This is a genomic window from Methylobacterium tardum (assembly GCF_023546765.1).
Taxonomy (GTDB): Bacteria; Pseudomonadota; Alphaproteobacteria; order Rhizobiales; family Beijerinckiaceae; genus Methylobacterium; species Methylobacterium tardum.
Genome location: NZ_CP097484.1, coordinates 4,412,252 through 4,436,448, shown reverse-complemented (window position 1 = coordinate 4,436,448; position 24,197 = coordinate 4,412,252). Strand labels below are relative to the sequence as shown.

Below are 24,197 nucleotides of genomic sequence, written 5' to 3'. Positions count from 1 at the left end.
GGTGTAGGCCGTCACGCCCGCGCCGCGGCGTTGGCCTTCCGGGTCGCCGCGGCTTTCTTAGCGGAGGCGGAGCGCTCGGCGGCCGTCCGTCCGGCGGAGGCCTTGCCGCCGGTTGCGCCGCCCTTGTGGGCCGCCGGGTGGCCGGTGGACTTTCCCCGACCCGAGCCGCCCGGCTTCTTGCCTCCGCCGTCATCCTTGTTGACGGTGGCCCAGGCGCGGGCCTCGGCTTCCTTCTCCGGCACGCCGCGGGCCTCGTAGGAATCCGCGATGTGCTCGGCCTTGCGCTTCTGCTTGTCGGTGTATTTCGACTTGTCGCCCTGAGACATCGCCCGTCTCCCGTGAGATCAGCCCACGCCGGTCGGACCGTCGAGGATGGCCCGCACCCGGCGGACCAGCTCCGTGCGCCGGTACGGCTTGTTGAGGAGATCAAACTCCGAGCCGCCGATATCGGTTCGCTCCAGGCTCGCCTCGGCGTAGCCGGTGGCGAGCAGGACCTTGAGCCGCGGCTGGCGGCGACGGGCCTCCCGGGCGAGCAGCACCCCGTTCATACCCCCCGGCATGATCAGGTCGGTGAACAGGAGGTCGACCCGCCCGCTGGAATCCAGGATCTCCAGCGCCTCGCGGGCATTGCTGGCCGTCAGGGTCGTGTAGCCGAAATCCCGCAGGATGGTCCGGGCGAGTTCGGCCACGTCCTCGCGGTCGTCGACGATCAGGATCGTCTCGGTGCCCTGCCGGTCCACGGCCCGGAGCGAGACCTTGGCGGGTGCCTTCACGTCGCCGTCGGTCGCCGGGAAGGACAGGCGCACGGTCGTCCCCTCGCCGAGGGTCGATTCGATCTGCGCCGCCCCGCCCGACTGCTTGGCGAAGCCGTAGACCATCGACAGTCCAAGGCCGGTCCCCTTGCCCTCTTCCTTCGTGGTGAAGAACGGGTCCATCACCCGCGCCAGCACGGCGGGCGGGATGCCGGTGCCGGAATCCCGGATGGCGATGCTGACGTAGCGGCCGTCGCGCAGCGGGCCGACCTCGCCGCCCGAGGCGACCTCGCTGTTCTCGGTGGTGATCCGCACGGTACCGCCGTCCGGCATGGCATCGCGGGCGTTGATCAGTACGTTGAGGATCGCGACTTCGGCCTGGGTTGGGTCGACGCGGCAGTTCCAGAGGTCCTCCGCGAGATCGAGCTCGATCTTCACCGCCTCGCCGACGGAGCGGGTGACCATCTCGCCCATGCCCTCGACCAGGGTGTTCAGATTGACCGCGCGTCCATCCAGGCGCTGCTTGCGGGCGAAGGCCAGCAATTGCTGCGTCAGCGTCGTCGCGCGATCCGCGGCTTGCCGGATGTTCTCGGTGGCGCGCCCCAGTCGGGCGCGGTCGGCGTCCGGCTTCTCCAGGCCGGCCGCCAGGATGTCGACGTAGCCGACGATCACCTGCAGCAGGTTGTTGAAATCGTGCGCGATGCCGCCGGTGAGCTGGCCGAGCGCCTCCATCTTCTGGGCTTGGCCCAGTGCATCCTCGGCATCCCGCCGGCGCGAGACGTCGAGCTGCGAGCCGAAATAGTAAACCAGCTCGCCGTCGGCGTTGTAGACCGGGGAGACGAACAGGGCGTTCCAGAACGTCGAGCCGTTCTTGCGGTAGTTCAGGATCTCGGTGGCGAATTCGCGCTTGTCGGCGATCGCCGCGCGAACCTGCGCGATGCTCTCACGGTCGGTCTCAGGCCCCTGCAGGAACCGGCAATTGCGCCCGATCAGCTCCTCGGGCGTGTAGCCCGTCATCGCCAGGAAGGCGCGGTTGGCGAAGATGATCGGGTTGTCCGGCTGGCGCGGATCGGTGACGATCATCGGCATCCGCGTGGTCTCGACCGCGGCGAAGAAGATGTCGCTCTTGCGGTCGGTGAGGTCGCTCGGGGCGCTGTCCCGGATCGGGGGACTCGGTCCGGAGGGTGGCGTTTCTGGCGTCTCAGACATGCGAGGCGGTCTTCATTCCCCGGGCCGTAGAAGCCGGCCACGTGGGGCCGCTGCCGCTTGGCGCGCGCGACTGTAGTGGTCTGGAACGCGATGTCGACCGCACGGCTTCGTCGGCCACATCGCGCCTGTTGAGGCGGGGAGAGGTCCGGCCTTTCATGCGGCCGCCGTCCGGGCCGGCGCGGGCAGTGCTGTAGCCGGCGCCGGAGCGACCCGCGCGGGACTCGGCTCGCGGCAGGCATTCAGGACCGCCGAGAGCGCCTCGTTGAGCGACGTCACCAGGAAGTCCGCGGAGGTCGCGCGGCGCAGACGATCCAAGGTGGCCGGATCGCGCTCGCGCCAGAAGCCCACGAGGATCCGGACCCCCGGCACCGCGGCACGGGCCTGCCGAACCGTGAAGCGGATCTGCGACAGGCTCACCGGCTCCAGGTACGAGAAGCAGATCAGCGCCAAGCCCTCCGGGTTCTCGGGCCGCTCGCCGGCGCGGATCGCGGCCATCGACAGGATCTGCGAGGCCAGACCGTGGCGGGCGAGGATCTGGCTCAGCATCAGCGTCGCCGCCTCGTCGAACGGGCCGCGGCTCGACACGCACAGGACCGGTGTCTCGCTCCGCCAGTTGGGTGCAAGATCCTCGCGGGCGAGGACGATGCCCGCGACCTGCCGGTCGGGCCCGATGGCGGCCAGCGCCGCCGCGGTCTCGATGTCCGGCGCCCGCGCCGATCCCCGCCGGCTCCGCCGCGCGACCGGGGCGGTCCCGAGGCGGTCGACCACCGTGCGGATCGCCGCGCCGACCTCCTCCTGCCGCTCGCGATCGAGCGTTCCGCGCGAGAGATCCTCCTGAGCGAGCAGCAGACCCGCCAGGGCGACCTCGTCGTAATAGGTGACGAGGGCGCGTTCCTTGAGAAACTGCCAGCCCTGATCGATCGCCTCGATCGGATCCCCCGCCAGCATGCGCTGATAGAAGATCTCGGGCGGCGACAGGGCCGGCTGGTCGCCCAGCAGCACGTCGAGATACCAGAGCCGCTCCACGTGCCGCCCGAGCACCACGAGGCAGACCGTGAGCGGCGTGGCGAGCACGAGGCCGATCGGACCCCACAGGAACGTCCAGATGGTCGCCGCCAGGATGACGGCGACCGGCGAGAGGCCCGTCGAGTGGCCGTAGAGCAGCGGCTCGACCACGTGGCCGCAGATGGGTTCGACCACGAGGAACAGGGCGGCCGTGGCGATTACCATGGTCCAGCCCGGATCGACCGCGGCGGCCAGGATCAGCGGCAGCAGCGCGCTGATCGCGGCGCCGATATAGGGCACGAAGCGCAGGATCGCCGCCAGCACGCCGAACAGCGTCGGGCTCGGCACACCGATGATCCAGAGACCGAAGCCGATCACCACGCCGAAGGCGATGTTGAGGGCGAGCTGGGCCAGGAAGAACCGGCTGAGGCGGCTCGTGGCATCGTCGATCGCGGCCGTCGTGCGGCGCAGGTCGCCCGAGCCGCCGGCGAGCTTGATCGCGCGATTCCGGAGATCCTCGCGCTGGAGCAGGATGAAGATCGTGAAGATCAGGATCAGGCCGGTCGTGGCCAGCGGATGGACGAGAGGGCCCGCGAAGGTCTGGAGCGTCTCGGCGACGCTGGCGCGGGCGGGCGTGATCTCCACCGTGAGGGGATGCGTGCGCGTGCCGGGCTCGCCGCGGAGTTCCGCCGCCGGCGGCGGCTGCAGGGTCGCGCTCAGATCCTGGACCATGTCGACGATCCGCGACAGGGTCCCGGTCCCGGCAGTCGCCCCGCGCAGATCCTTGATCTTGGTCCGCATCACCTGCGTGTAGCGCGGCAGGTCGGAGGCGAGCTGGGAGGCCTCGCTGGCGATCAGGCTGCCGATCCCGAACAGGGCCCCGAACACGATCACCACGACCAAGAGCACCGCCGGGGCTCGCGGGACGTGGATCCGCCTGAGCATCCGGACCGCCGGCACCAGGACGAAGCTCAGGAGGATCGCCAGGGTCACCGGCACGAGGATCTCCCGCCCGAGATACAGCGCCGCCAGCGTCGCCACGACGAGGAGGATCGAGGCCAGCGCCACGAAGACCGGCAGCCCCTGACGCAGGCGCTGGGCGGTGACGGGATCCTCGCTCACGGACAGGCTCCACTCTACTCAGGTCAGGAGACGGCCGCGGCTGCGGCGTCGGAAGGGGCGGCTCGCGTGTCCGGAGCCGCGTCAGCCCGCCTGTGCGGTCTCGCCCAGGGCGGCGCTGATCTGGCTGAGCAGCTTCGAGAAATCGACCGGCTTCGGGTGGTAGTCGTCGCAGCCGGCCTGGATCGCCTTGTCCCGGTCCCCCGACATGGCGTGGGCGGTGAGCGCGATGATCGGGATCGCCCGGGTGTCGGTTCCGGATTTCAGGGTGCGGGCGACCGACCAGCCGTCCAGGATGGGGAGGTTCATGTCGAGGAGGATCACGTCGGGCTGTGCCGAACGGGCCTGGCGGACACCGGCCTCGCCGTCATGGGCCAGAACGACCTCGTAGCCGCGGCGCTTGAGGCGCCGGGACAGGAAATCCCAGATCTCTTCGTGGTCCTCGACCAGCAAAATCTTCGCCATCAGAACTCGCACCCCCGGCCCGCGTCGTGCCGGACGGCATCCCAACGCGCGGCAACGCACAATCGCCCAACGTTCCTGCCGCGATTCCGGTCCGTGGAGAAATGGCGGCCGGGCGCGCGGTTGACCCGGTCGCCCCGCGGTATGAGCGTGCCGCCGCGCGAATCGACAATGCCGGAGCGGAACACAGTGGCAGATAACGCTGACATCGAGTTCTATCATTCGCCCAATACCCGGTCGTCCGGGGTGCGCGTGCTCCTTGAGGAGCTGGGCGTTCCCTACCGGCTCCACGCGCTCAACATGCGCGCCGGCGAGCATCTTCAGGACGCCTACCGCGCCATCAACCCGATGGCGAAGGTGCCGGCGGTCCGCCACGGCGAGGCCCTGGTGACCGAGCAGGCGGCCGTCTACCTCTACCTCGCCGATCTCTTCCCCGAGGTCGGCCTCGCCCCGGCGGCAAGCGACCCGGCCCGGGCCGCCTACCTACGCTGGATGGTGTTCTACGGATCCTGCTTCGAGCCCGCCATCATCGACCGCCACCTGAAGCGGGAGCCGGGGCCGCGCGCCCTGTCGGCCTACGCCGATTATGACAGCGTGATCGCGCGGGTCGCCGAGGCGCTGACCCCGGGCCCGTACCTGCTCGGCGACCGCTTCAGCGCCGCCGATATTCTGTGGGGCGGCGCGCTCGGATGGACGATGGGCTTCGGGATCGTCGCGCCGGATCCGGTGCTGAATGCCTATGTCGAGCGGATCCGGGCCCGGCCGGCCTCCCAAAAGGTCGCGGCCGCGGACGCGCAGCTCGCCGCGGAGCACGCCGCCGCAGCCGGAACGGCCTGAGCGCGCCTCAGGCCGTCGGCTCCCAGGTGCCGGTGCGCGCGAGTTGCGGCGCCGGTTCCGGAGCGCTCCAGCGCAGGGGGATCGCGCCCCGGCGGCGCCAGCCGCCCTCGACCGTGAAGGTCCAGGAGCGCTGCGCTCCCAAGAGGCCGGTCGCTGCCGTACCGGCCCAGTCGATCGCGGTTCGTCCCTGCAGAACCAGGAGATCGCCGCGGTCGAAGTCGAGGAACAGCAGCGCCGCCCGTGGTTCGCCGATCAGGTTGCCCAACGTGTTGAAGTAGCGGTTGCCGGAGAAGTCCGGCACCGTCAGCACGTCGCCCTCGAGCCGGACGAAGCCCGGTCGGCCGCCCCGGTGCGAGATGTCGGCGCCGCCATCGGCCAGACCATCCCGGGCTCGGCTCGCCACGAACAGTGTGTCGGCGCCTCGGATCAGCGCCGCGGCCTCCGGATCGAGGGCCGCGAGGGGTTCGATCGGCCCGACCGTGCGCTGAAACGGCTCGGCGACGCGGCGCTGGATATATTGCGGGCAGTTGCCGAAGCTCTGCGCGACGGCAATCGTCAGGCCGTTTCCGTCACGGCGGACGACACGGCCGTTGGCCCTGTTGCGCCGCCGCGTCGCGAGGTCGAGGCCCAGGATCCCCACCTCGGCCCCGGGTATCAGAGCCCAGGCCGCCGGGTCGGCAGGATCGAGGGCCGCGGCGATGTCGAGATGAATCGCGTCGGGGGCCTGCACGAACCCGGGCTGCCCTGTCAGCAGAGTGGCGACCGGCGCGCCGACCGCGTCGACGGTGCCGACGAGCAGGTAGGACAGGCCCGCGAAGAAGGTGCGGTGCTGCTCGGGCATGAACGGGCGGATCGCCGGGGTCTCACCGAGGACGTGGCCGGCCCGCGCCTGGGCCACGCGTTCGTCGGCATGGAAGCTGGCCATGATGCACCTCACACCGTTTCGGGGATGGGAGAAGCCGGCATCGGGATGAAGCCCGGCAGCGCCTCGACCCGCGCGATCCAGGCCCGGACGGCTGCATAGGGCGTCATCGACACGCCGCCCTCGGGCGCGTGCGCCACGTAGGAATAGCAGGCAATGTCGGCGAGCGTCGGCCGGTCTGCCGCGAGATAAGTCCGGTCGGCCAGATGCGTGTCCATGAAAGTGAGGATCCGAGCCGCCGCGGCATGAACCATCGTCCGATCGCCCGGCGCCCCGAACACCACCATCAGCCGGGCCTGGCCCGGCCCGTGCCGCACCTCGCCGGCCGCGATCGACAGCCAGCGCTGCACCTGCGCGGCCCCGAGCGGATCCGTCGGCATCCAGCCTCCGTCGGGCGCGTAGCGCGCCGCGAGGTAGACCAGGATGGCGTTGCTGTCGGGGATCACCGCCTCGCCGTCGGTCAGCACCGGGATCTGGCCGAGCGGGTTGAGCCGCCGGAACGCGTCCGCGCTCCGTTGGGCGGCGCTCCCCACTTCGACGAAGCGATATGGCAGGCCCAGCAGGGACAGGAACAGCTCCGCGCGGTGCGAATGGCCCGAGAGGCGTAGGCCGTAGAGCGTCAGGTCGGTCATCGTGCGTGTCTCCTGTGATCCGTCCCATATTGCCCTTGCGTTGCCGGCGGAAAATCCGGAGACATTGACAGTCAGAATTTCAATCGCCGCAACAATCGATGGATCGTCTGGACGAACTCGCCGTCTTCGTCGCGATCATCGAGGCCGGGAGCCTCGCGGGCGCGGCGCGCCGGCTGCGCCGCTCCTCCGCCGCCGTGACCCGGGCGCTCGCGAGCCTTGAGACCCGCGCCGGCAGCCGGCTCGTGGAGCGGACGACCCGGCAACTGGCGCCGACTCCGGCCGGGCTGGAACTCGCCGAGCGCGCCCGCAGCCTGCTGTCGGGCTACGACACGGCCGTCTCGGGCGCAGCGCGCGACGCCGTCCGCGGCCTCGTGCGGGTCACGGCCCCGGTCCTGTTCGGACGCAAGCACGTGGCGCCCGTCGTGTCGGGCTTCCTTGATGCCTATCCGGAGACGCAGGTCGAGCTTGTGCTCGCCGACCGCAACCTCGATCTCGTGGAAGAGGGCATCGATGTCGCCCTGCGGATCGGGCAGCTCGCGGAGTCGCGGCTCGTCGCACGCCGGGTCGGGCAGGTGCGCCGGATCGTGGTGGCGAGCCCGGATTACCTCGCCGCCCGGGCGACACCGCGCAGGCCCGCGGACCTTGCCGAGCACGATGCCATCCTGGGCGCCGTGAATTCCGGGCTCCGGGAATGGCGATTCGGGACGAACCGCGTGCGCCTCGCGCCGCGGCTCATCGTCAACGAGGTGGAGGCCGCCCTGATCGCCGCCCGCAGCGGGCGCGGCGTCGCGCGGGTTCTCTCCTATCAGGCGGCGGAGGATATCGCCGCCGGCCGCCTCGTACGGCTGCTCGCCGCCCACGAGCCGCCGCCGGTCCCGGTCCAGCTGGTGACGCCGAGCCAAGACTTCCGGCCGGCGCGGGTGAACGCATTCCTCGATTACGCCACCGCGGCCCTGCGGGCGCTGGCCGTCCTGCGCCCCGCCGCTGTCGAGGGTGGGCCGGTCTTATAGCGGTTCCGTGCTCCGTCATCACGAGCGAAGCGAGGTGACCCAGGGCTGCGTGACATCAGGCGTCGTCGCGCTGACTGGATTGCTTCGCTCCGCTCGCGAAGACGGTGGGCCCGAAGCACGCAACGGAACCGGCCTTACCGCGCACATCGCCATCCGACGCGGTCCCCGGTCCGGTGAACGCGCCGCGGCCGGACTCTTGCTGATGGGCTTGCCGGGGCACGATCCGGCGCGCGGTCGGGCCCTCGCCGGTCCGGACGGGCCGGGCGCCCTACGCGCGACGATCGGGACCCGTCAGCCCATGCGTCTCCTCACCCCGCTCCTCGGTGCCCTCGTCCTCATCGTGTCCCAGCCGGCATCAGCGCAGGCCGCCGAACGCACCGGCACCCTCAAGAAGATCCAGGACAGCAACCGGCTGGTGCTCGGCGTCCGCGATACCGCGCCTCCGTTCAGCTACCTCGACCAGAACCAGAAGGTCGTCGGCTTCGCGGTCGACATCTGCCTCAAGGTCGCCGAGGCGGTGAAACGCGAGCTGAACATGCCCGGTCTCGAAGTCGGGATGGAGTTCGTCAATTCCTCGTCACGGATTCCGCTGGTCACCAACGGAACCGTCGATCTCGAATGCGGGACGACCACCAACAACGCCGACCGCAAAAAGCAGGTCGCCTTCACCAACACGCACTTCCTGACGGCGACCCGCTTCGTGTCGAAGAAGGATCAGAATATCGCCAGCCTCGACGACCTGCGCGGCAAGACGGTCGCGTCGGTGGCCGGCTCGACCAACATCCTGATGCTGATCAAGGCCAACAATGACCGCAAGCTCGGCATCACGGTGATTGCCGCCAAGGACGTGCCCGAGGCCTTCCTCCTGGTCGAGACCGGACGGGCGGCGGCTTTCGTGATGGATGACGTGCAGCTCAGCGTGGTCGCGGCCCAGTCCAAGGATCCCGCGGCCTACGTGGTCAGCCAGGAAACCCTGTCGAACCCGGAGCCCTACGGGATTATGCTGCGCCGGGACGATCCGACCTTCAAGGCGGTGGTCGACCGCGCGACCGCCGATCTCTACCGGAGCCCCGAGATCATGACGATCTACGATCGCTGGTTCCTGAGACCGGTCCCGCCGCGCGGCCTCAACTACAACGTGCCGCTCTCCTCGGCCCTGCGCTGGGCCTTCGCGCATCCGAGCGACGATTCGGATCCGGCGTTCTACGCGCACTGATCTGTCGCCCGGCGGGGTTCCGCTCGGGCGAGGGAGATGCGATGGCGCGGGTCTGGATCAGCCCGCGTCGCGAAGCGTCCCCATGACCGACAGCACAGAGCCGGCTCTCACACCCGCGGCGACGCGTGCGGCGCCGCCGGCCACGTCGATCCCGCGCCTGATCGTGGTGCTGGCCTGCGCTGGGTTCGGTAGCACCTTCGCGCTCCGCTCGGTCGAGCCCCTCGTCGGCGTGCTCGCCCGGGACCTCGCCAGCGACGCGCACACGGTGGCGCTGCTCTCCACCGCCTTCGCGCTGCCCTACGCGTTCATCCAGCCCGTCCTGGGCCCGATCGGCGACGCGCTCGGCAAGGAGCGGGTGATGAGCACCTGTCTGGCGGTGCTCGCCGTCGCGCTCACGCTGTGCAGCGTCGCCCCCGACATCGGAAGCCTGTTCGGCCTGCGCATGCTGGCCGGCGCGGCGGCCGGCGGCTGCATTCCCCTCTCGCTGGCGCTGCTGGGCGACCGCGTGCCGATGGAGAGCCGGCAGGTGGCGATCGGGCGCTTCTTGGTCGCGGTGATCCTCGGCCAGCTCTCGGGCTCGACCTTCGCGGGCCTGATCGAGGCGGCGATCGGCTGGCGCGGCGTGTTCGCGGTCACGGCGGCGGTGGCGGCGTTTGCCTGCGCGGCCACCGTATTCGGCTTCGACCGGGCCGGCCGACCCGCCGCCCGCCGCCCGGCCTTCGGCGAGGCGGTGACGCGCTACCGGACGATCCTGCGCAATCCCCGGGCGCGGGTGCTGTTCTCGGCGGTGTTCATCGAGGCCATCGCGATCTTCGGCGTGTTCCCGCACCTCGCCCCCCTGATCGAGGCCCGCGGAGAGGGCGGACCGCGCGAGGCCGGGCTCGTGCTAGCGGGGTTCGCGGTCGGCGGTTTGGCCTACTCGGCGCTGGTCGGGCTGCTGGTACGGCTGCTCGGCCTGCCGCGCATGCTCATCGGCGGCGGCCTGATCTGCGGCGCGTCGCTCACGGTGGTCGGGCTCGCCGGAACGTGGCAGGTCGATTGCGCCGCGCTCACCGCCATGGGTCTCGGCTTCTACATGCTGCACAACACCTACCAGACCCAGGTCACCGAGGTCGCGCCGACGGCCCGCGCCTCCGCGGTGGCGCTCCACGCCTTCTCGTTCTTCTGCGGGCAGGCGCTCGGCGTCGCGGTGATCGGGCAGGCGCTGCTCCGGTTCGGCCAGCTCGGAGCGCTCGCCGGCTGCGCCGTCACCATCCTGGCGCTCGGGATCGGCACCGCCATCGCCCTGCGGCAGAAGCCGGCGCCGGTCGCGTTCCCGGGCTGAGGTCAGGGCCGCTGCAGCGCCAGGGCCTTGAGGTCGAAACCCGGATCGGCCGCCTGATCGGGGGTGAGCGGCGTCCCGGCGGCGAGCAGGCGCCGGGCGATCATGTGGTCGCCCGCCCGGTCGACGGATTCCACGGCGCTCAAGCGCCCGTCCCGGAAGCGGAAGACCGAGAAAGCGTTGCCGGAGCCGCGGACCACGCTATCGTCTCCAGGTCCCGACAGGCCGGCGATCTGCAGCTTGTGCGGACCCTGATCGCTCCAGAACCAGGGCAGCGCGCCGTAGGCCGCAGGCTTGCCGACGAGCCGGGCCGCCAGACAACGACCCTGGTCGATGGCGTTCTGCACGGATTCGATCCGCACCGTGTCGTCCGCGGTGAGCCCGCGGGCGAAGGGCGTCGGGAACCGGGCGCAATCGCCGATCGCCGAGATCGCCGGATCGGGCGTGCCCAGGAACGCGTCGACCTGCACGCCGTTTTCGGCCGGCAGGCCCGCCTCCGCGGCGAGATCCCCGTTCGGCAGCACGCCGATCCCGACGAGGACGAGGTCGGCGGGCAATTCCCGGCCGTCCGCCAGGGCCACGCCGGTGGCGCGGCCGTCCCGCCCGAGGATCACCGTCACGCCCGCCCCGAACGCGAAGCGGACGCCAAGAGCCTCCTGGGTCCCGCGGAAGAAGTCCCCCATCACCGCCGAGACGGCCCGCGCCATCGGCCGCTCGGCTGCCTCGATCACCGTCACCGCGAGACCGCGCGCGGCCGCGACGGCGGCGAATTCGAGCCCGATGAAGCCGGCGCCCACCACCACGACCGCCCGGGCCGCCGCGATATCCGCCTTTAGCGCGTCGGCATCCGCGAGGCCGCGCAGCTGGCGCACGCCCTCCAGATCGGCACCCGGGACGGGCAGCGGCCGATTGCGGGCGCCGGTGGCCAGCACGAGGTGGTCGTAGGGCAGGCTATCGCCGTCCGAGAGCTGCAGGCGGCGTTCCGCCCGATCGATCGCGACGGCGCGCAGCCCCGGCCGGTGGGAGATCGCATGCTCGGCGAAGAAGCCGGGCGGGCGCAGGAACAGACCCTCCTGGTCGGTCTTGCCGGCGAGATAGGCCTTCGACAAGGGCGGCCGCTGGTAGGGGAGGGCAGCCTCGTCGCCCACCAGGGTGATCGGGTCCTTGAACCCGCTTTCGCGTAGGGAGGCGGCGAGCTGGAAGCCGGCCTGGCCCGCGCCGGCAACGACGATTCCCGCGTTCATGCCCTGGCCCCCGCCTGGGCCAGGCCGCTCTGCGCGACGCCGGGCAGGCTGCGTGCGCCCTCCGCCATCAGGAAGGACCAGACCGCCGAGGCCGCCGGGCCCAGCACCTTGTCGGCGCGGCGGACCGCGTACCAGTCGCGCCGGATCGGCAAGCCCTTCACGTCGAGGAGGACGAGGCGGCCGCTCTCGAGTTCGGCCGCCACCGAGTGCACCGAGAGCAGTGCGATGCCCAGTCCCGCCATCACCGCCTGCTTGATGGTCTCGTTCGAGCCGGTGTCGATGTCGAGGGGCGCCCGCTTCACCAGCACGCCGGCCATGAATTCCTCGAACACCATGCGGGTGCCCGACCCCTCCTCGCGCAGGAAGAACGGCTGGTCGGCCAGATCCTCGCGGTTCAGGCCAATCTTGCCCGCCAGCGGATGGCCGGGCGGCGCGATGAGCACGATCGGGTGCGGCCCGAAGGTGGCGGCCTCGATCGGGAAATCCCGGGGCGGGCGGCCCATCAGGGCGAAGTCGATCTCGTAACCGCGCAGGGCCTCGACGGTCTGGCCGCGATTGCGCACCGACAGGCTGATCTCGACGCCGGGGTGCTTCTTGACGAAGCCGGCAATCACCTGCGGGGCGAAGTACTTGGCGGTCGAGACGACGCCCAGCGCCACGCGCCCGCCCTCGGCACCCCGGAGCGTGCGCAGCCGGTCGGTGCAGGTCTCCAGCACGGTGTTGATGCTGTCGATCGCCCAGAGCATCTCGCGGCCGGCATCGGTCGGCTTGAGGCCGCCGGGCGTCCGGTCGAACAGCAGCAGCCCGGCCTCCTCCTCCAGCTGCCGGATGCGCGCGTAGAGCGCGGCCGAGGTGACGTTCAGCTCCTGCGCAGCCCGCGTCATGGTGCCGAGGCGGGCCACCGCAGCGACCGCCTGGAGCTGCTTGAGGGACAGATTGCGCATGGCGGACATCTCGTTTTTTTCGTCCTATGGCACAAGATCGCACAGAAATCTTGAAGGCCCCGCCGCGGGTTCCTGTCGATCCGGAGACAGAGACCGCTATCTTGGCAGCCAAGCGGCCGCTACAGAGCTGGCGCGGAACGCGCGATCCCGACGGATGGGATCCGAGCAGGAGGAGTAGGCCGATGGCAATTTCAGCGGCGATCGGGACGCCTCTCGAGACCTGCCTGGCGCAGGCCGTGGACGCGAATCCGGCGCTGAAGGACGCCGCCGCGGTGATCGCGGCCGTGGCGCGGTCCGCGGTGGAGATCAGCGAGCGGATCGGGCGCGGCGCGCTAGGCGGCGACCTCGCGGCCGCGGGCGATCACAACAGCGACGGCGACGTCCAGAAGGCCCTCGACGTCATCGCGCACGAGAGCGTGACCGCGGCGCTGCGGGGCGCTCCGGTCGCCGAGGTCGCCTCCGAAGAGGCCGAGGAGGTGATGCGGCTCAATCCGGATGCGCCGCTCGCCGTCGCCATTGACCCCCTCGACGGCTCCTCCAACATCGGCGTGAACATGGCCGTCGGTATGATCTTCGGCATCCGGCCGTCGATCAAGGATCCGGCGAACCCGCTGGCCTCGTTCACGACGCCCGGTTCGACCCAGATCGCCGCCGGCTTCGTCACCTACGGCCCGGCCACGGCGCTGATCCTGACGCTGGGCGAGGGCACCCAGTCCTACGTGCTCGACCGCGCGGAGGGGACGTTCAAGCTGACGAGCCCGGCCATGTCGGTGCCGGCCTCGACCAAGGAATTCGCCATCAACGCCTCTCGAACGCCCGGCACTGGGACGCCCCGGTGAAGGCCTATATCGAGGATTGCCAGCGCGGCACCGAGGGGCCGCGCGACAAGGACTACAACATGCGCTGGCTTGCCTCGCTGGTCGCCGACATCCAGCGCGTCCTGACCCGCGGCGGCGTGTTCCTCTATCCGGGCGACGCCCGGAAGAACTACGCCCGCGGCCGTCTGCGGCTGCTCTACGAGGTCGCGCCTGTGGCCATGCTGGTCGAGCAGGCCGGCGGCGCCGCCACCGACGGCCAGACCCGCATCCTCGACCTCGTGGCCAACGGCATCCACGAGCGCGCCCCGCTGGTCTGCGGCTCGACCGAGGAGGTGGCTTGCGTCGCCACCTACTATGCCGGCGGCAAGCCCGATGCCGGCCGCTCGCCGCTGTTCGGCCAGCGCGGCCTGATGCGGTCATAGCCGCACCGTGAAGTCGTAAAAGCATGTCGGCGCGGCACCCCATCATCTCGGTGACCGGCTCCTCCGGGGCCGGCACCACCTCGGTGCGGAACACCTTCGAGCAGATCTTCCGCCGCGAGGACGTGCGGGCAGTGTTCATCGAGGGCGACGGCTTCCACGCCTTCGACCGGGATACGATGCGGGCGATGATGGCGCGGGAGCCGACGCTGTCGCACTTCGCGCCGCGGGCGAACTTGCTGCCGGAGCTGGAGGCCGTGTTCCGCAGCTACGCCGAATCCGGGACCGGCCGCACCCGCCACTACGCCCACGACGCGCACGACGCGCAGGCCTACGGCATACCAGAGGGCAGCTTCTCCGAATGGGAGGCGTTCCCGCCGGATTCCGACCTGCTGTTCTACGAGGGGCTGCACGGCTGCGTCGCCGATCAGGACGTCGACATCGCCCGCTACGCCGACCTGAAGATCGGCGTGGTGCCGGTGATCAACTTGGAGTGGATCCAGAAGCTGCACCGCGACCGCTCGTTCCGCGGCTACTCCACCGAGGCGGTCACCGACGTGATCCTGCGGCGCATGCCCGATTACGTGCAGACCATCTGCCCGCAATTCTCGTTCACCGACATCAACTTCCAGCGGGTGCCGACGGTCGACACCTCGAACCCGTTCATCGCCCGCTGGATCCCCACTGCCGACGAGTCGATGGTGGTCATCCGCTTCAAGGATCCGAAGGGGATCGATTTCTCGTACCTCGTCTCCATGATCCACGACAGCTTCATGAGCCGGGCCAACTCCATCGTGATCCCCGGCGGCAAGCTCGATCTCGCAATGCAGCTGATCCTGACGCCGATGATCATGCAGCTCGTCGAGCGCCGACGACGGCTGGCGTGATGGAGGAGGCACACCGTGGAACCACCTGGAACGTTGTTCCAATCCAGGTCCTCGACCTGATGTGCCGGAGCGCCGCTCCGCGGCGCCTCAGGATGAGGGCCAGAGTTGGATCGGCCTCTCCGCCGACCGTCATCTGAGACCGACCGTTGCTGAAAGACCCGTGATGCTTCCTCCCGTCATCGCCCCGTCCATCCTCTCGGCCGACTTCTCGAAGCTCGCCGACGAAACCCGCGCCATCGATGCGGCCGGGGCCGACTGGATCCACCTCGACGTGATGGACGGCCACTTCGTGCCCAACATCACCTTCGGGCCGCCGGTGGTGAAGGCGCTCCGGCCGCACACGCAGAAGTACTTCGACGTGCACCTGATGATCGCCCCGGCGGACCCGTACCTCGCGGCCTTCGCGCAGGCCGGCGCCGACGGCATCACGGTCCATGCCGAGTCCGGGCCGCACATCCACCGCTCGCTCCAGACCATCCGCGACCTCGGCAAGCGCGCCGGGGTGGCGATCAATCCCGGTACGCCGGCCGCCCTGGTCGAGCCGGTTCTGGATCTCGTGGATCTCGTGCTGGTGATGACCGTCAATCCCGGCTTCGGCGGCCAGAGCTTCATCAAGAGTGCGATGGAATCGGTGGCGCGGGTTCGGGCAATGGTGGCGGGCCGGGACATCCGCATCCAGGTCGACGGCGGCATCGATGCGGAGACCGTGAAGGCGGCGAGCCGCGCGGGGGCCGACACCTTCGTGGCCGGCAACGCCGTCTTCTCGGGCGGCCCGAACGCCTACGCCGAGCGCATCGCGGCGATCCGCGAGGGCGCGGAGGGCGCCTCCGGCCGCGACCTGTCGTGCTGAAGGCCCTGATCTTCGACGTCGACGGCACTCTCGCCGAGACCGAGGACCTGCATCGGCAGGCCTTCAACCGCGCCTTCGCGGAACTCGGCCTGCCCTGGCACTGGGACGAGGCGCTCTACGCCGACCTTCTCACCGTGATGGGCGGCAAGGAGCGGCTCGCCCACTACATCGACACGCAGCACGCGCCCGAAGCCAAGGCGCTTCGCGGGCTGTCCCCCGAGATCCACGCCCGCAAGACCGTTGCGTACGGTGCTCTTGTCGCGGAGATCGGCCTGCCGCTGCGCCCCGGCATCGCCCGGCTCATCGCCGAGGCCCGGGCGGCGGGCATCCGGCTCGCGGTGGCTACGACGACCAGCCGGCCGAACGTCGACCGGCTTCTGGCCGCCAACTTCCCACCGGACGCCGCGCCCTTCGACGTGATCGCGGCCGGCGACGAGGCGAAGCGCAAGAAGCCCGCCCCCGACGTGTTCCTCCTGGCGCTCGCCGGCCTGAACGTCGCGGCCTCGGAGGCCGTAGCGTTCGAGGATTCCGCCGCCGGCATCAGCTCCGCCCGGGCCGCCGGGCTCCCGGTCCTGGCAACACGGAGCCGCTACACCGACAGTCACCGCCTCGACGGCGCCTTCTCGGCGGTCTCGGATCTCGGCGAGCCCGATCGGCCGCACCGGCATATCGCGGGGGTCGCATGGCCGGGTGGGGTCGTGGATCTCGCGGGCCTGATCCGATGGCACGAGACTCTGGACGGTCAGAGCACGCCGGTCCAGGCGATCGGCACCAACCGGTAGCCCGGCCCGTCCCGCTCCACATGGCCGAGCGACGGGAAGGGGAAATGGTAGCCCACCACGAGGGCCTTCTCGGCCGCGGCCATGTCGTAGAAGCGGTGGCGCGTCGCTTGCGCCTGGTCGGCATCGTAATCGTACATCACGTGCCAGTCCGGGTGCTGCAGGAAGAAGGCCGGGATGTTGGTCACGTCGGACTGGATGAGCAGGCGATCCGACCCTGAAGCGACTGCGAAGGCGGTGTGGCCCGGCGTGTGGCCGGGGGCGGCGAGCGCCATGATCCCGGGGGCGACCTCCTCGTCCCAGGCGAAGGTGCCGATCCGGTCCCTCAGATCACCCAGCACCCGGCGGGTGTTGGCGAAGTAGCCCTGCGTCACCGGGTCGGCGGCGCGAGCCATGTTGTCGTCGTTCATCCAGAACGACCAGTCGGGCGCGGCGGCCCGGATCTCGGCCTTCGGGAAGGCGAGGCTGCCATCCCCCGCCTTGAGGCCGTTCGTATGATCGGGATGGAGATGCGAGAGCAGCACGAGGTCGATGTCCTCGGGCTTGATCCCGGCGGCCGCGAGGTTCGCCGTGAGGCGGCCGACCGGCGCGCCCTGCACCGGACCGTTGCCGGTATCGATCAGAATCAGTTTCGTGCCGGTGTTGATCAGCGTCGGGTTGAACGGCACCGTGACCTGGCCGGGCGGCATGTAGGCGGCCTGGGCGGCGCCGAGCGCCTCGTCCCGGGGAACGTTGCGGACGAAGCAGTCCGGTATCGGGAAGCTGCGCGCCCCGTCATTGAGGATCGTGATCTCGCAGCTGCCGACGCGGGTCCGGTAGAAGCCCGGCGCCTGCGCACCGCCAAAGGGTGCGGTGGCGCGGGCGCCGCCGCCGAGGCCCAGGACGGCCCCTCCGACGAGCGCACCCCGCACCAGATCGCGACGGTTCGTGACCGGCATCGGATCCTCCCAGAAACGCGCCGAGTGGGGCGCAAAGCGGCGTCTTCCGCAAGGCCTTCTCGGCTGCGCGCCGGGCCCGCGAAGGCGCGTATCCTAGCGTCGGCTCAGCCGCCGCTCCGCGCGCCCTTCAGTCCGCCCGTGCGCCTCGGTGGCGAACAGCATCGTCCCCGCCACCACGCCGAGCGCCGCCGCGATCCCGAACTTGAGCCAGCGTGGGTCGGCCGCGGCGACGTGGTCGGTCGCGCGGGCGTCGAAGCGGCCATGCGCCCCGGGATCGGTGTCGACCGGGTCGTAGAGGTTGTCGGGGCGGTTCGTCTGGGCCTTCACGCTGGTCATCTCCCCGCGATAGCCGTGCCGGGCAAGGTATCCGTCGATCCAGCCCGGGATCAGCATGTTTCCGATGATCGCCTTCCAGGCCGAGGCGCCGATCCACAATTCCCGTGGCGCGTCGTGGGCCGCCCGGAAGACATGCCGGGCGATCGCCTCGGGCTGGTAGATCGGCGGCACCGGCTCGAGCTTGCGCGGCAGCCGCGAGCGCGCCCAGTCGAACTGGGGGGTGTTCACCGCCGGCAACTGGACCATCGTCAGGCGCACCCGGCTGCCGTCGTGGAGCAGCTCGCTGCGCAGGGAATCGACGAAGCCGCGCACGGCGGCCTTGGCGGCGCAGTAGCTCGCCTGGAGCGGGATCGACCGGTAGGCGAGCGCGGATCCGATATGCACGATCGTGCCTCGGTCGCGCGGCACCATGTGGCGGAGCGCCGCCAGCGTGCCGTGGACCTGGCCGAGATAGGTCACCTCGGTGGCGCGGCGGAACTCCTCCGGGCTCGTCTCCTGCACGGGCGCGTAGATCGTCACCATCGCGTTGTTGACCCAGACGTCGATGCCGCCGAACCTCTCCGCCAAAGCGTCCGCGGCCTGCGCGACGGCATCCGCGTCGGCGACGTCGGCCGCGAAGGCCAGGGCCCGGCCACCGGCCTGCTCGACGTCCCGGATCGTACCCCGGAGCCCCGCCTCGCCCCGGGCGATCAGCCCGACATTCCAGCCATGCCGGGCAAATTCATGCGCGACCGCCCGGCCGACACCGGCGCTCGCGCCCGCCACCATGACCGTATTGCGTCCGTTGTGACCCGACATCCAACATCCAGCTGCGCGAAAATCCCTGCGGCAACGCCCGGACGCGGCAATCTTTCCGCTGCAATCCGATGCCGCCTCCGTGAGCGGCCGCGTTGCTTCGCCGGAAGGCGGCGGCCTATAACGCGGCGACCTCACAGCCGCGACGGCGGGGTCCCGGACGCCCGCCCTCGCCAACGAACAAAAGTCTGAACCGTCATGGCAGGCCATTCGCAGTTCAAGAACATCATGCACCGGAAGGGCCGGGTGGACGCGGTCCGCTCGAAGGTGTTCGGCAAGCTCGCTCGCGAGATCACCGTGGCGGCCAAGCTCGGCACGCCCGACCCGGCGATGAACCCGCGGCTGCGGGCGGCGATCCTGGCGGCCCGCGCCGAGAATATGCCCAAGGACAATATCGAGCGCGCCATCAAGAAGGCCGCGGGTGCCGACGGCGAGAATTACGAGGACATCCGCTACGAGGGCTATGGGCCGGGCGGGGCCGCGTTGATCGTCGAGGCGCAGACCGACAACCGCAACCGCACCGCCTCGGACGTGCGTTCGGCCTTCACCAAGTCCGGCGGGAGCCTGGCCGAGACCGGGGCCGTCGCCTTCATGTTCGACCGCGTCGGCGTGATCGCCTACCCGGCCGCCGTGGCCGATGCCGACACGATGCTGGAGGCCGCGATCGAGGCCGGCGCCGACGATGTCAGCTCCGGTGAGGACGGGCACGAGGTGATCTGCGCCCAGGATTCCTACGGCGAGGTCGCCAAGGCGCTGGAGGCCCGTTTCGGCGAGCCGAGCCGCACCGGCCTGATCTGGAAGGCGCAGAACACGATCGATGTGGACGACGAGACCGGCGAGAAGCTGATCCGCCTCGCCGAGGTGATCGAGGACCAGGACGACGTCCAGAACGTCTACGTCAACTTCGCCTTGTCGGACGCGCTGGTGGCAAAGCTGCAGGCGTAAGAGGCGTTCGCTCTCCCGGGTCTTGCCGTCCGTAAGGCGAACGCACGGTCATTCCGGGGCGCCGTGGGCGAGCCCGGACCCGAAGGGGTACGACGGAGGCGGGTAATCCAGAGACGCTGACGGAGCCAGGCTGGACCACAGCGCGGATCTGGATTCCGGGCCCTGCTGCGCAGTCCCGGAATGACGGGGCTCCCGCGCCGGGACGCGAGACGTTCGTGAAGCTTACGTCCGGCGCTCAGGCACCCGCGGCCGCGAGTTCGGTGCCGAAGCGGTCCTGCGCGTAGCGTTCCACCGAGAAGGTGTCGTCGGGCAGCTGGACCATGAAGCGCTCGGCCACTTCGGTCAGCACGATGTCGGGCCTGACGCGCTCGATATAGGGCCAGTCGAGCGAGGTGCTCCAAATGAAGTGTACCTCGCGGAACGTCTCGGCCAGCATGATCGTCAGCATGTACGGCATGACGTGCGAGAAGGAATCGCCGAACAGCGCCAGACGGCGCGGGTCGGTCGCCTTGGCGTTGCCGTAGACCACATGCGCGCCGACATGCAGGGTGTGCAGGAGGCCGGCCTTCTCCCGGGCCTCGACGATCGGGCTGCCATAGGTCCGCACCGCGTCCTGCTGCATCAGGACGGTGCGTGAGCGCGCCCGGCGGGGCGGATCGAATGCGCTCCCCAGGTCGCCATCATGATCGGACTCGAAGGAGGGCCGGTCCCGGAGATCGGCCCGGGGCTCGGCCCCCAGCGCCCGGCAGATCTCCGCGTAGGCGAGGTAGCAGCCGTCGGGAGACCAGTGGGTATCGGTCCGGCAATAGAGGTCGGACAGATCGCGCTGGGCGCGCATCGGCGTCACCAGATCGATGCAGGTCTCGCGCCAGCGCTTCCGCCGACGCCACGCGGTATAGACGCCGAGAGGCCCGCGACGGCCGACCAGCGGCGGCTCGCTGTTGAGCAGCCGGTAAGCCGGCGACGCGGTCGGCCGGATCGTGATGCCGTCGAGCCGGTGGTCGTAGATCATCAGCTTCTCCGGCGCGACCACGTGCCGGTACAGGATACCCATGGCCCGCAGCCGCCGCTCGCGGGTCGCCAAGAGACTCCGCCATTGCCAGACAAGCTCGGTGGTCTCCTCCGGCCTTTCGTACTGGCCAAGGACGTCGTTGGTCCCGGTCTTGAGGAACAGCCACCCGTCCTTGCCGACATGGATGTGGTCGGGCGTGCTCGAAGCCATGGCGCACTCGTGAGACTGATCGGCCGCTCAGGCTGCTTCCGCCGCGGACGGCGGATTCGACAGCAAGGAGCGGGATGCCGGACTTATGGCAGGCGGGCAGAGTGGCGCGAACGTCCTCTCCGGCCCGTCAGGTTCCGTCATGCCCCTCCCCATCGCCGACGCCAAGACGCATAGTGCCGTCGCCATGACCAACCGCCCGCCGATCGACACCGCCGAGGCCGTCCGCTGGGCCGCCGTGACCGATCGCGACGGGCGGGCGGACGGCACCTTCGTGTACGCGGTCCGCACCACGGGCGTGTATTGCCGTCCGAGCTGCGCGTCCCGGGCGGCGCGGCCGGAGAATGTGAGCTTCCACGCGACCTGTGAGCAAGCGGAGGCCGCCGGCTTCCGGCCCTGCCGGCGTTGCCGGCCGAACGAGGCCGGGCTGGCCGAGCGCCGCGCCGAGGCGGTGGCCCGGGCCTGCCGCGCCATCGAGGCGGCCGAGACGATGCCGCCGCTCGCGGAACTCGCCCGTGTCGCCGGCCTGAGCGCCTTCCACTTCCACCGCATCTTCAAGGCCGCCACGGGCGTCACCCCGAAAGCCTACGCCGCCTCCTGCCGCGCCGCGGCTCTCACGGCCCGGCTGCCGGGCGCCGAAACGGTGACGGAGGCGCTCTACGAGGTCGGCTACAGCACCGCGAGCCGGTTCTATGCCGGGGGCGCTCCGCGCCTCGGCATGGCGCCCGACCTCTATCGAAAGGGCGCTGCCGGCATCCACATGCGGTTCGGCATCGGGGCCTGCTCCCTCGGGGCGATTCTCGTCGCCGCCACCGAGGCGGGCGTCTGCGCGATCCTGCTCGGGGACGAACCCGACGCCCTGGCGCGGGATCTCCAGGATCGCTTCCCGGGAGCGGAGATCGAGGGTGGCGATCCGGACTTCGAGACCTGGATGGCGCGGGTCATCGGCCTTGTCGAAGCGCCGGGCGGCGGGCTCGATCTGCCGCTCGACATCCGCGGCACCGCCTTTCAGCAACGGGTCTGGGAGGCGCTGAGGAAGATCCCCGTCGGCGCGACGGCGAGCTACGCCGAGATCGCCCGCGCTATCGGCGCGCCGGCCGCGATGCGGGCCGTCGCCCAGGCTTGCGGCGCAAACCCCATTGCGGTCGCGATTCCCTGTCACCGGGTGGTTCGCTCGGATGGTGCCCTGTCGGGTTACCGCTGGGGCGTCACGCGCAAGCGCGCCCTGCTCGCCCGCGAGACCGAGGGCTGCTGAGGCCGGTCATGGCCCGCGCAGCGCAGCGAGACAGGGCGACGCGACCGCGGTAAGCGCCGCGCGACACGGGATGGCTTCGCGGGGTGCGCAAGGACGATCGTGCTTCTAGCGCCGGCCTCCGCCCGGGCCGCCGAAGCCGCCGGCTCCGCCAAATCCCCCTCCGCCGGGGCCAGGGCCGTGCCCCCCGGGCGGACCGCCGAAACCGCCCGGGCCGACCGGGAACGCTCCGGGACCTGCCGGCGGCGCGCCGCCGAAGCCGCCGCGGGGCGCCCTGAATCCATCAGCGCCGTCCGCGCCGGGGACGACCGCGCCCCCGGCCGCGTGTCGATCGCGGGGCCGTGCGGCTCGCCGATCCCGACCGGACCGCCCTGCCGACCGCCGGGCTCGGCGCCGAAGCGGCCGGGCATCTCGTCGGGCAGGTTGCGTAGGTCGAGCCGGTCGCGCTCCCGCTCGAACCGGGGCGTATCCGGTTGCGGAGGCTCGGGCGCGATACGGTTCTCGATCTGCAGCCGCTCGACGGTCAGATCGCCGTCCCGCGCGATGGTCGCGGTCAGCACGGCCCGCGCGCTCCCCGTACGCGGCACCTGGACGTTCGGATGGCCCGCGACGGCGTAGCCCGAGCCGACATCCAGGCGCGAGCCGGTCCGGCCGATATAGGCTTCGATGGAGACCTGCTTCAGGCCCGGCGGAAACGGCAGCCCGACCTGCGCGGCGTTCGTCACGCGCAGCGCGCCGTCCGCTTCGGTGCCGGTCACCAGGGCGCGTCTGCCCAGCGGCAGCGCCTCCGCGTCCGTCAGGCGCAGGGCTCCGATAGTGAGGGCACCTCCAGCGTCGCGCTGTACCGGCCCGGCGACGCGATCCGGTTCGGACGTGCGCGGCTCGATCAGGCTGGCGACGATTACGCCGTCAGGCCGCCGCAGGCCGCTCACCGCGACCCGGGCGCCCGGCTGCCAGGTGCCGGTCAGACCCGCGGTGGAGACCCGCTGCCCGAGCACGATCATTCGTCCCGGCGAGACCGACTCAACCCGCCCCACCACCTCGCTCGTCACGTCGATCCGGCGCGTGGCGAGGCCGCCGCCGTCGGGTCGCGCGACCACATGGACGACATGACCGATCTTCAGATCGGCCGCCGTCCCGACCTCGCCGTCGATCCGGACCTCGACCCCGGGCGGGTAGGCGATGCGCAGGCCGTTGACGATGATCGAGCCGAAGCGGCGGATTGTCCCGATCACGCCGGTGCCGCCGATGCCCCGGTCGCCTTCCCCCAGCGAGCCGTTGCGCGGCTCGTCGGTCCTCATCATGCCGGTGCCGCCGATGCCCTGGTCGCGTGGGGCCTCCTGCGGGCGGACGGCACCCGGGCGCAGGGCTGCGGCGCCCGCGAGCAGGCGGAGGACGAACCGGCGGTTCGGCAAGGATCGCACCGGCCGGCTCCTCAGCGCCCGTCCGTGGGGGCGCCGACGCTGCGGCCTCCGTGTAGATGTAGAGCCCGAAATTCCAGCGGTGATCGCCGCCCGGATCGGTCTGGCAGGCGGCGTGCGCTTCCCGGTTGGCCTGCTGCAGGGCCTCCATGGCGATCTCGCGCGCCCGCGCCTCGAGTTTGATCGCGAGGTCCTTGGAGAGCCCGTCGTAGTGGACGGCGCGCTCCAGGAAGCGCGGCCTGTCGCCGACGATATTGGCCACGGCGGCCGCGATGTGGTCGTGCAGGTTGCGGCCGAAATAGTAGAGCTGCGGCCCCTCCGCACCGTCGCCCCGCGGCACGTAGGCCGCCTCCGCCAGCACGATCCGGTCCTGCGCGTCCGTGAAGGCGAGGCCGCGGTCGAGCCATTCGCCGAGGACGGCGCGCGGCCGCACGTCCCGGGTGATGCCCGAGACCAGGATCTCGAAGGAGGACGCGCTGCCCTCGGCGGTTCGCGGCAGCGGCAGGGGATGACCCTGCGGATCGGTGAAAGCCGGGTCGGCGATCCAGCGGGCAATGATGCGGCTCGTGCGCGAGACGACGGCCGGCACGGCGCTGACCGGGGCGCCGGCACCGCGCAGTCGCCGCACTTCCTTCCGGTGAATGCCGGTAAGGAGGGAGACGCGGCTGTCCGTCTGCTCCTTGCCGGCGAGGGCAAAATCGTACTCGGCGACGTTCACGTAGAGCTCGCGCAGCAGATCCGTGAGCGCCGGGAAGGTGATGCCGCGCGCCACCAGCAGGCGCACGAGCGGGCGCAGGAGCCGCGCCAAGGGCGCGTGCAGACTGGCGCCCTCGCGCGGGGGATCGGCAGACTCGGACATGGGCTC

At 70.8% G+C, this 24,197-nt stretch carries 21 protein-coding genes and 2 pseudogenes; 10 read left to right on the top strand and 13 right to left on the bottom strand.

Annotation, left to right across the window (positions count from 1 at the left end):
• Nucleotides 1–11: 11 nt before the first annotated feature.
• From M6G65_RS21135 to M6G65_RS21120, 4 genes are all read right to left on the bottom strand, one after another.
• A complete protein-coding gene (locus M6G65_RS21135) occupies nucleotides 12–326 on the bottom strand; it encodes a plasmid stabilization protein (protein WP_238196262.1) in 315 nt (104 codons plus the stop codon).
• Nucleotides 327–344: 18 nt separating this feature from the next.
• Nucleotides 345–1,961 carry a hybrid sensor histidine kinase/response regulator gene (locus M6G65_RS21130; protein WP_192709907.1) on the bottom strand — a complete coding sequence of 539 codons (1,617 nt, stop codon included), beginning with the start codon at nucleotides 1,959–1,961 and terminating at the stop codon, nucleotides 345–347.
• Nucleotides 1,962–2,114: 153 nt separating this feature from the next.
• Nucleotides 2,115–4,088 (bottom strand): AI-2E family transporter, encoded by a 1,974-nt coding sequence (locus M6G65_RS21125; protein WP_250102840.1) that lies wholly within the window; start codon nucleotides 4,086–4,088, stop codon nucleotides 2,115–2,117.
• An 81-nt stretch (nucleotides 4,089–4,169) separates the two neighbouring features.
• The gene (locus M6G65_RS21120) at nucleotides 4,170–4,550 is read right to left on the bottom strand and encodes a response regulator (protein ID WP_192709909.1); all 381 of its coding nucleotides are present in this window, start codon (nucleotides 4,548–4,550) and stop codon (nucleotides 4,170–4,172) included.
• A gap of 186 nt (nucleotides 4,551–4,736) precedes the next feature.
• Here M6G65_RS21120 and M6G65_RS21115 point away from each other — a divergent pair, with 186 nt between their 5' ends.
• On the top strand, nucleotides 4,737–5,384 hold the full coding sequence (locus M6G65_RS21115; protein ID WP_250102839.1) for a glutathione S-transferase family protein: 648 nt from the start codon (nucleotides 4,737–4,739) through the stop codon (nucleotides 5,382–5,384).
• A 7-nt stretch (nucleotides 5,385–5,391) separates the two neighbouring features.
• On the opposite strand, the gene M6G65_RS21110 is transcribed toward M6G65_RS21115, so the two are convergent.
• Both M6G65_RS21110 and M6G65_RS21105 read right to left on the bottom strand, forming a co-directional pair.
• Nucleotides 5,392–6,309 (bottom strand): pyridoxamine 5'-phosphate oxidase family protein, encoded by a 918-nt coding sequence (locus M6G65_RS21110; protein WP_238196265.1) that lies wholly within the window; start codon nucleotides 6,307–6,309, stop codon nucleotides 5,392–5,394.
• A gap of 8 nt (nucleotides 6,310–6,317) precedes the next feature.
• On the bottom strand, nucleotides 6,318–6,938 hold the full coding sequence (locus M6G65_RS21105) for a glutathione S-transferase family protein (protein WP_238196266.1): 621 nt from the start codon (nucleotides 6,936–6,938) through the stop codon (nucleotides 6,318–6,320).
• A gap of 98 nt (nucleotides 6,939–7,036) precedes the next feature.
• Between M6G65_RS21105 and M6G65_RS21100 the strand changes: the two genes are divergently transcribed.
• From M6G65_RS21100 to M6G65_RS21090, 3 genes are all read left to right on the top strand, one after another.
• Nucleotides 7,037–7,948, top strand: a complete 912-nt coding sequence (locus tag M6G65_RS21100) for a LysR family transcriptional regulator (RefSeq protein WP_238196267.1) — start codon at nucleotides 7,037–7,039, stop codon at nucleotides 7,946–7,948.
• Between the two features lie 298 nt (nucleotides 7,949–8,246).
• Entirely contained in the window at nucleotides 8,247–9,164 is a 918-nt protein-coding gene (locus M6G65_RS21095) for an amino acid ABC transporter substrate-binding protein (protein ID WP_238196268.1), read from the top strand.
• 82 nt (nucleotides 9,165–9,246) lie between these two features.
• Nucleotides 9,247–10,488, top strand: coding sequence for an MFS transporter (locus tag M6G65_RS21090; protein ID WP_238196269.1), 1,242 nt, complete (start codon nucleotides 9,247–9,249; stop codon nucleotides 10,486–10,488).
• A gap of 2 nt (nucleotides 10,489–10,490) precedes the next feature.
• On the opposite strand, the gene M6G65_RS21085 is transcribed toward M6G65_RS21090, so the two are convergent.
• A complete protein-coding gene (locus M6G65_RS21085; protein WP_238196270.1) occupies nucleotides 10,491–11,729 on the bottom strand; it encodes an NAD(P)/FAD-dependent oxidoreductase in 1,239 nt (412 codons plus the stop codon).
• A complete protein-coding gene (locus tag M6G65_RS21080; protein WP_192709917.1) occupies nucleotides 11,726–12,673 on the bottom strand; it encodes a LysR family transcriptional regulator in 948 nt (315 codons plus the stop codon). The genes M6G65_RS21085 and M6G65_RS21080 overlap by 4 nt, the downstream gene beginning before the upstream one ends.
• A gap of 182 nt (nucleotides 12,674–12,855) precedes the next feature.
• Here M6G65_RS21080 and M6G65_RS21075 point away from each other — a divergent pair.
• The 4 genes and pseudogenes from M6G65_RS21075 (at nucleotide 12,856) to M6G65_RS21060 (ending at nucleotide 16,429) form a co-directional block, all read left to right on the top strand.
• A pseudogene (locus M6G65_RS21075) lies at nucleotides 12,856–13,913 on the top strand (class 1 fructose-bisphosphatase).
• A gap of 23 nt (nucleotides 13,914–13,936) precedes the next feature.
• Nucleotides 13,937–14,797: a phosphoribulokinase gene (locus M6G65_RS21070; RefSeq protein WP_238196272.1), complete on the top strand. Its 861-nt coding sequence runs from the start codon at nucleotides 13,937–13,939 to the stop codon at nucleotides 14,795–14,797.
• A 163-nt stretch (nucleotides 14,798–14,960) separates the two neighbouring features.
• The gene (gene rpe, locus M6G65_RS21065; protein ID WP_238196273.1) at nucleotides 14,961–15,647 is read left to right on the top strand and encodes a ribulose-phosphate 3-epimerase; all 687 of its coding nucleotides are present in this window, start codon (nucleotides 14,961–14,963) and stop codon (nucleotides 15,645–15,647) included.
• Nucleotides 15,641–16,429 carry an HAD-IA family hydrolase gene (locus M6G65_RS21060; RefSeq protein WP_238196274.1) on the top strand — a complete coding sequence of 263 codons (789 nt, stop codon included), beginning with the start codon at nucleotides 15,641–15,643 and terminating at the stop codon, nucleotides 16,427–16,429. Before rpe ends, M6G65_RS21060 begins: the two co-directional genes overlap by 7 nt.
• On the opposite strand, the gene M6G65_RS21055 is transcribed toward M6G65_RS21060, so the two are convergent.
• Together M6G65_RS21055 and M6G65_RS21050 are read right to left on the bottom strand one after the other, a co-directional pair.
• A complete protein-coding gene (locus M6G65_RS21055) occupies nucleotides 16,390–17,364 on the bottom strand; it encodes an MBL fold metallo-hydrolase (protein WP_238196275.1) in 975 nt (324 codons plus the stop codon). The genes M6G65_RS21060 and M6G65_RS21055 overlap by 40 nt on opposite strands.
• 93 nt (nucleotides 17,365–17,457) lie before the next feature.
• Nucleotides 17,458–18,498 carry an SDR family oxidoreductase gene (locus M6G65_RS21050; protein WP_238196276.1) on the bottom strand — a complete coding sequence of 347 codons (1,041 nt, stop codon included), beginning with the start codon at nucleotides 18,496–18,498 and terminating at the stop codon, nucleotides 17,458–17,460.
• 195 nt (nucleotides 18,499–18,693) lie between these two features.
• Between M6G65_RS21050 and M6G65_RS21045 the strand changes: the two genes are divergently transcribed.
• Nucleotides 18,694–19,440: a YebC/PmpR family DNA-binding transcriptional regulator gene (locus M6G65_RS21045; RefSeq protein ID WP_250102838.1), complete on the top strand. Its 747-nt coding sequence runs from the start codon at nucleotides 18,694–18,696 to the stop codon at nucleotides 19,438–19,440.
• Nucleotides 19,441–19,675: 235 nt separating this feature from the next.
• On the opposite strand, the gene M6G65_RS21040 is transcribed toward M6G65_RS21045, so the two are convergent.
• Nucleotides 19,676–20,662, bottom strand: a complete 987-nt coding sequence (locus tag M6G65_RS21040; protein ID WP_238196277.1) for an alginate O-acetyltransferase AlgX-related protein — start codon at nucleotides 20,660–20,662, stop codon at nucleotides 19,676–19,678.
• A gap of 184 nt (nucleotides 20,663–20,846) precedes the next feature.
• Here M6G65_RS21040 and ada point away from each other — a divergent pair, with 184 nt between their 5' ends.
• The gene (gene ada / locus M6G65_RS21035) at nucleotides 20,847–21,914 is read left to right on the top strand and encodes a bifunctional DNA-binding transcriptional regulator/O6-methylguanine-DNA methyltransferase Ada (RefSeq protein WP_238196326.1); all 1,068 of its coding nucleotides are present in this window, start codon (nucleotides 20,847–20,849) and stop codon (nucleotides 21,912–21,914) included.
• Here the strand turns inward: ada and M6G65_RS21030 are convergent.
• Entirely contained in the window at nucleotides 21,854–23,146 is a 1,293-nt protein-coding gene (locus M6G65_RS21030) for a DUF5666 domain-containing protein (RefSeq protein ID WP_347710456.1), read from the bottom strand. The two genes, ada and M6G65_RS21030, sit on opposite strands and share 61 nt — an antisense overlap.
• 205 nt (nucleotides 23,147–23,351) lie before the next feature.
• A pseudogene (locus tag M6G65_RS21025) lies at nucleotides 23,352–24,191 on the bottom strand (DUF6502 family protein); the annotation flags it as partial.
• Nucleotides 24,192–24,197 lie beyond the last annotated feature (6 nt).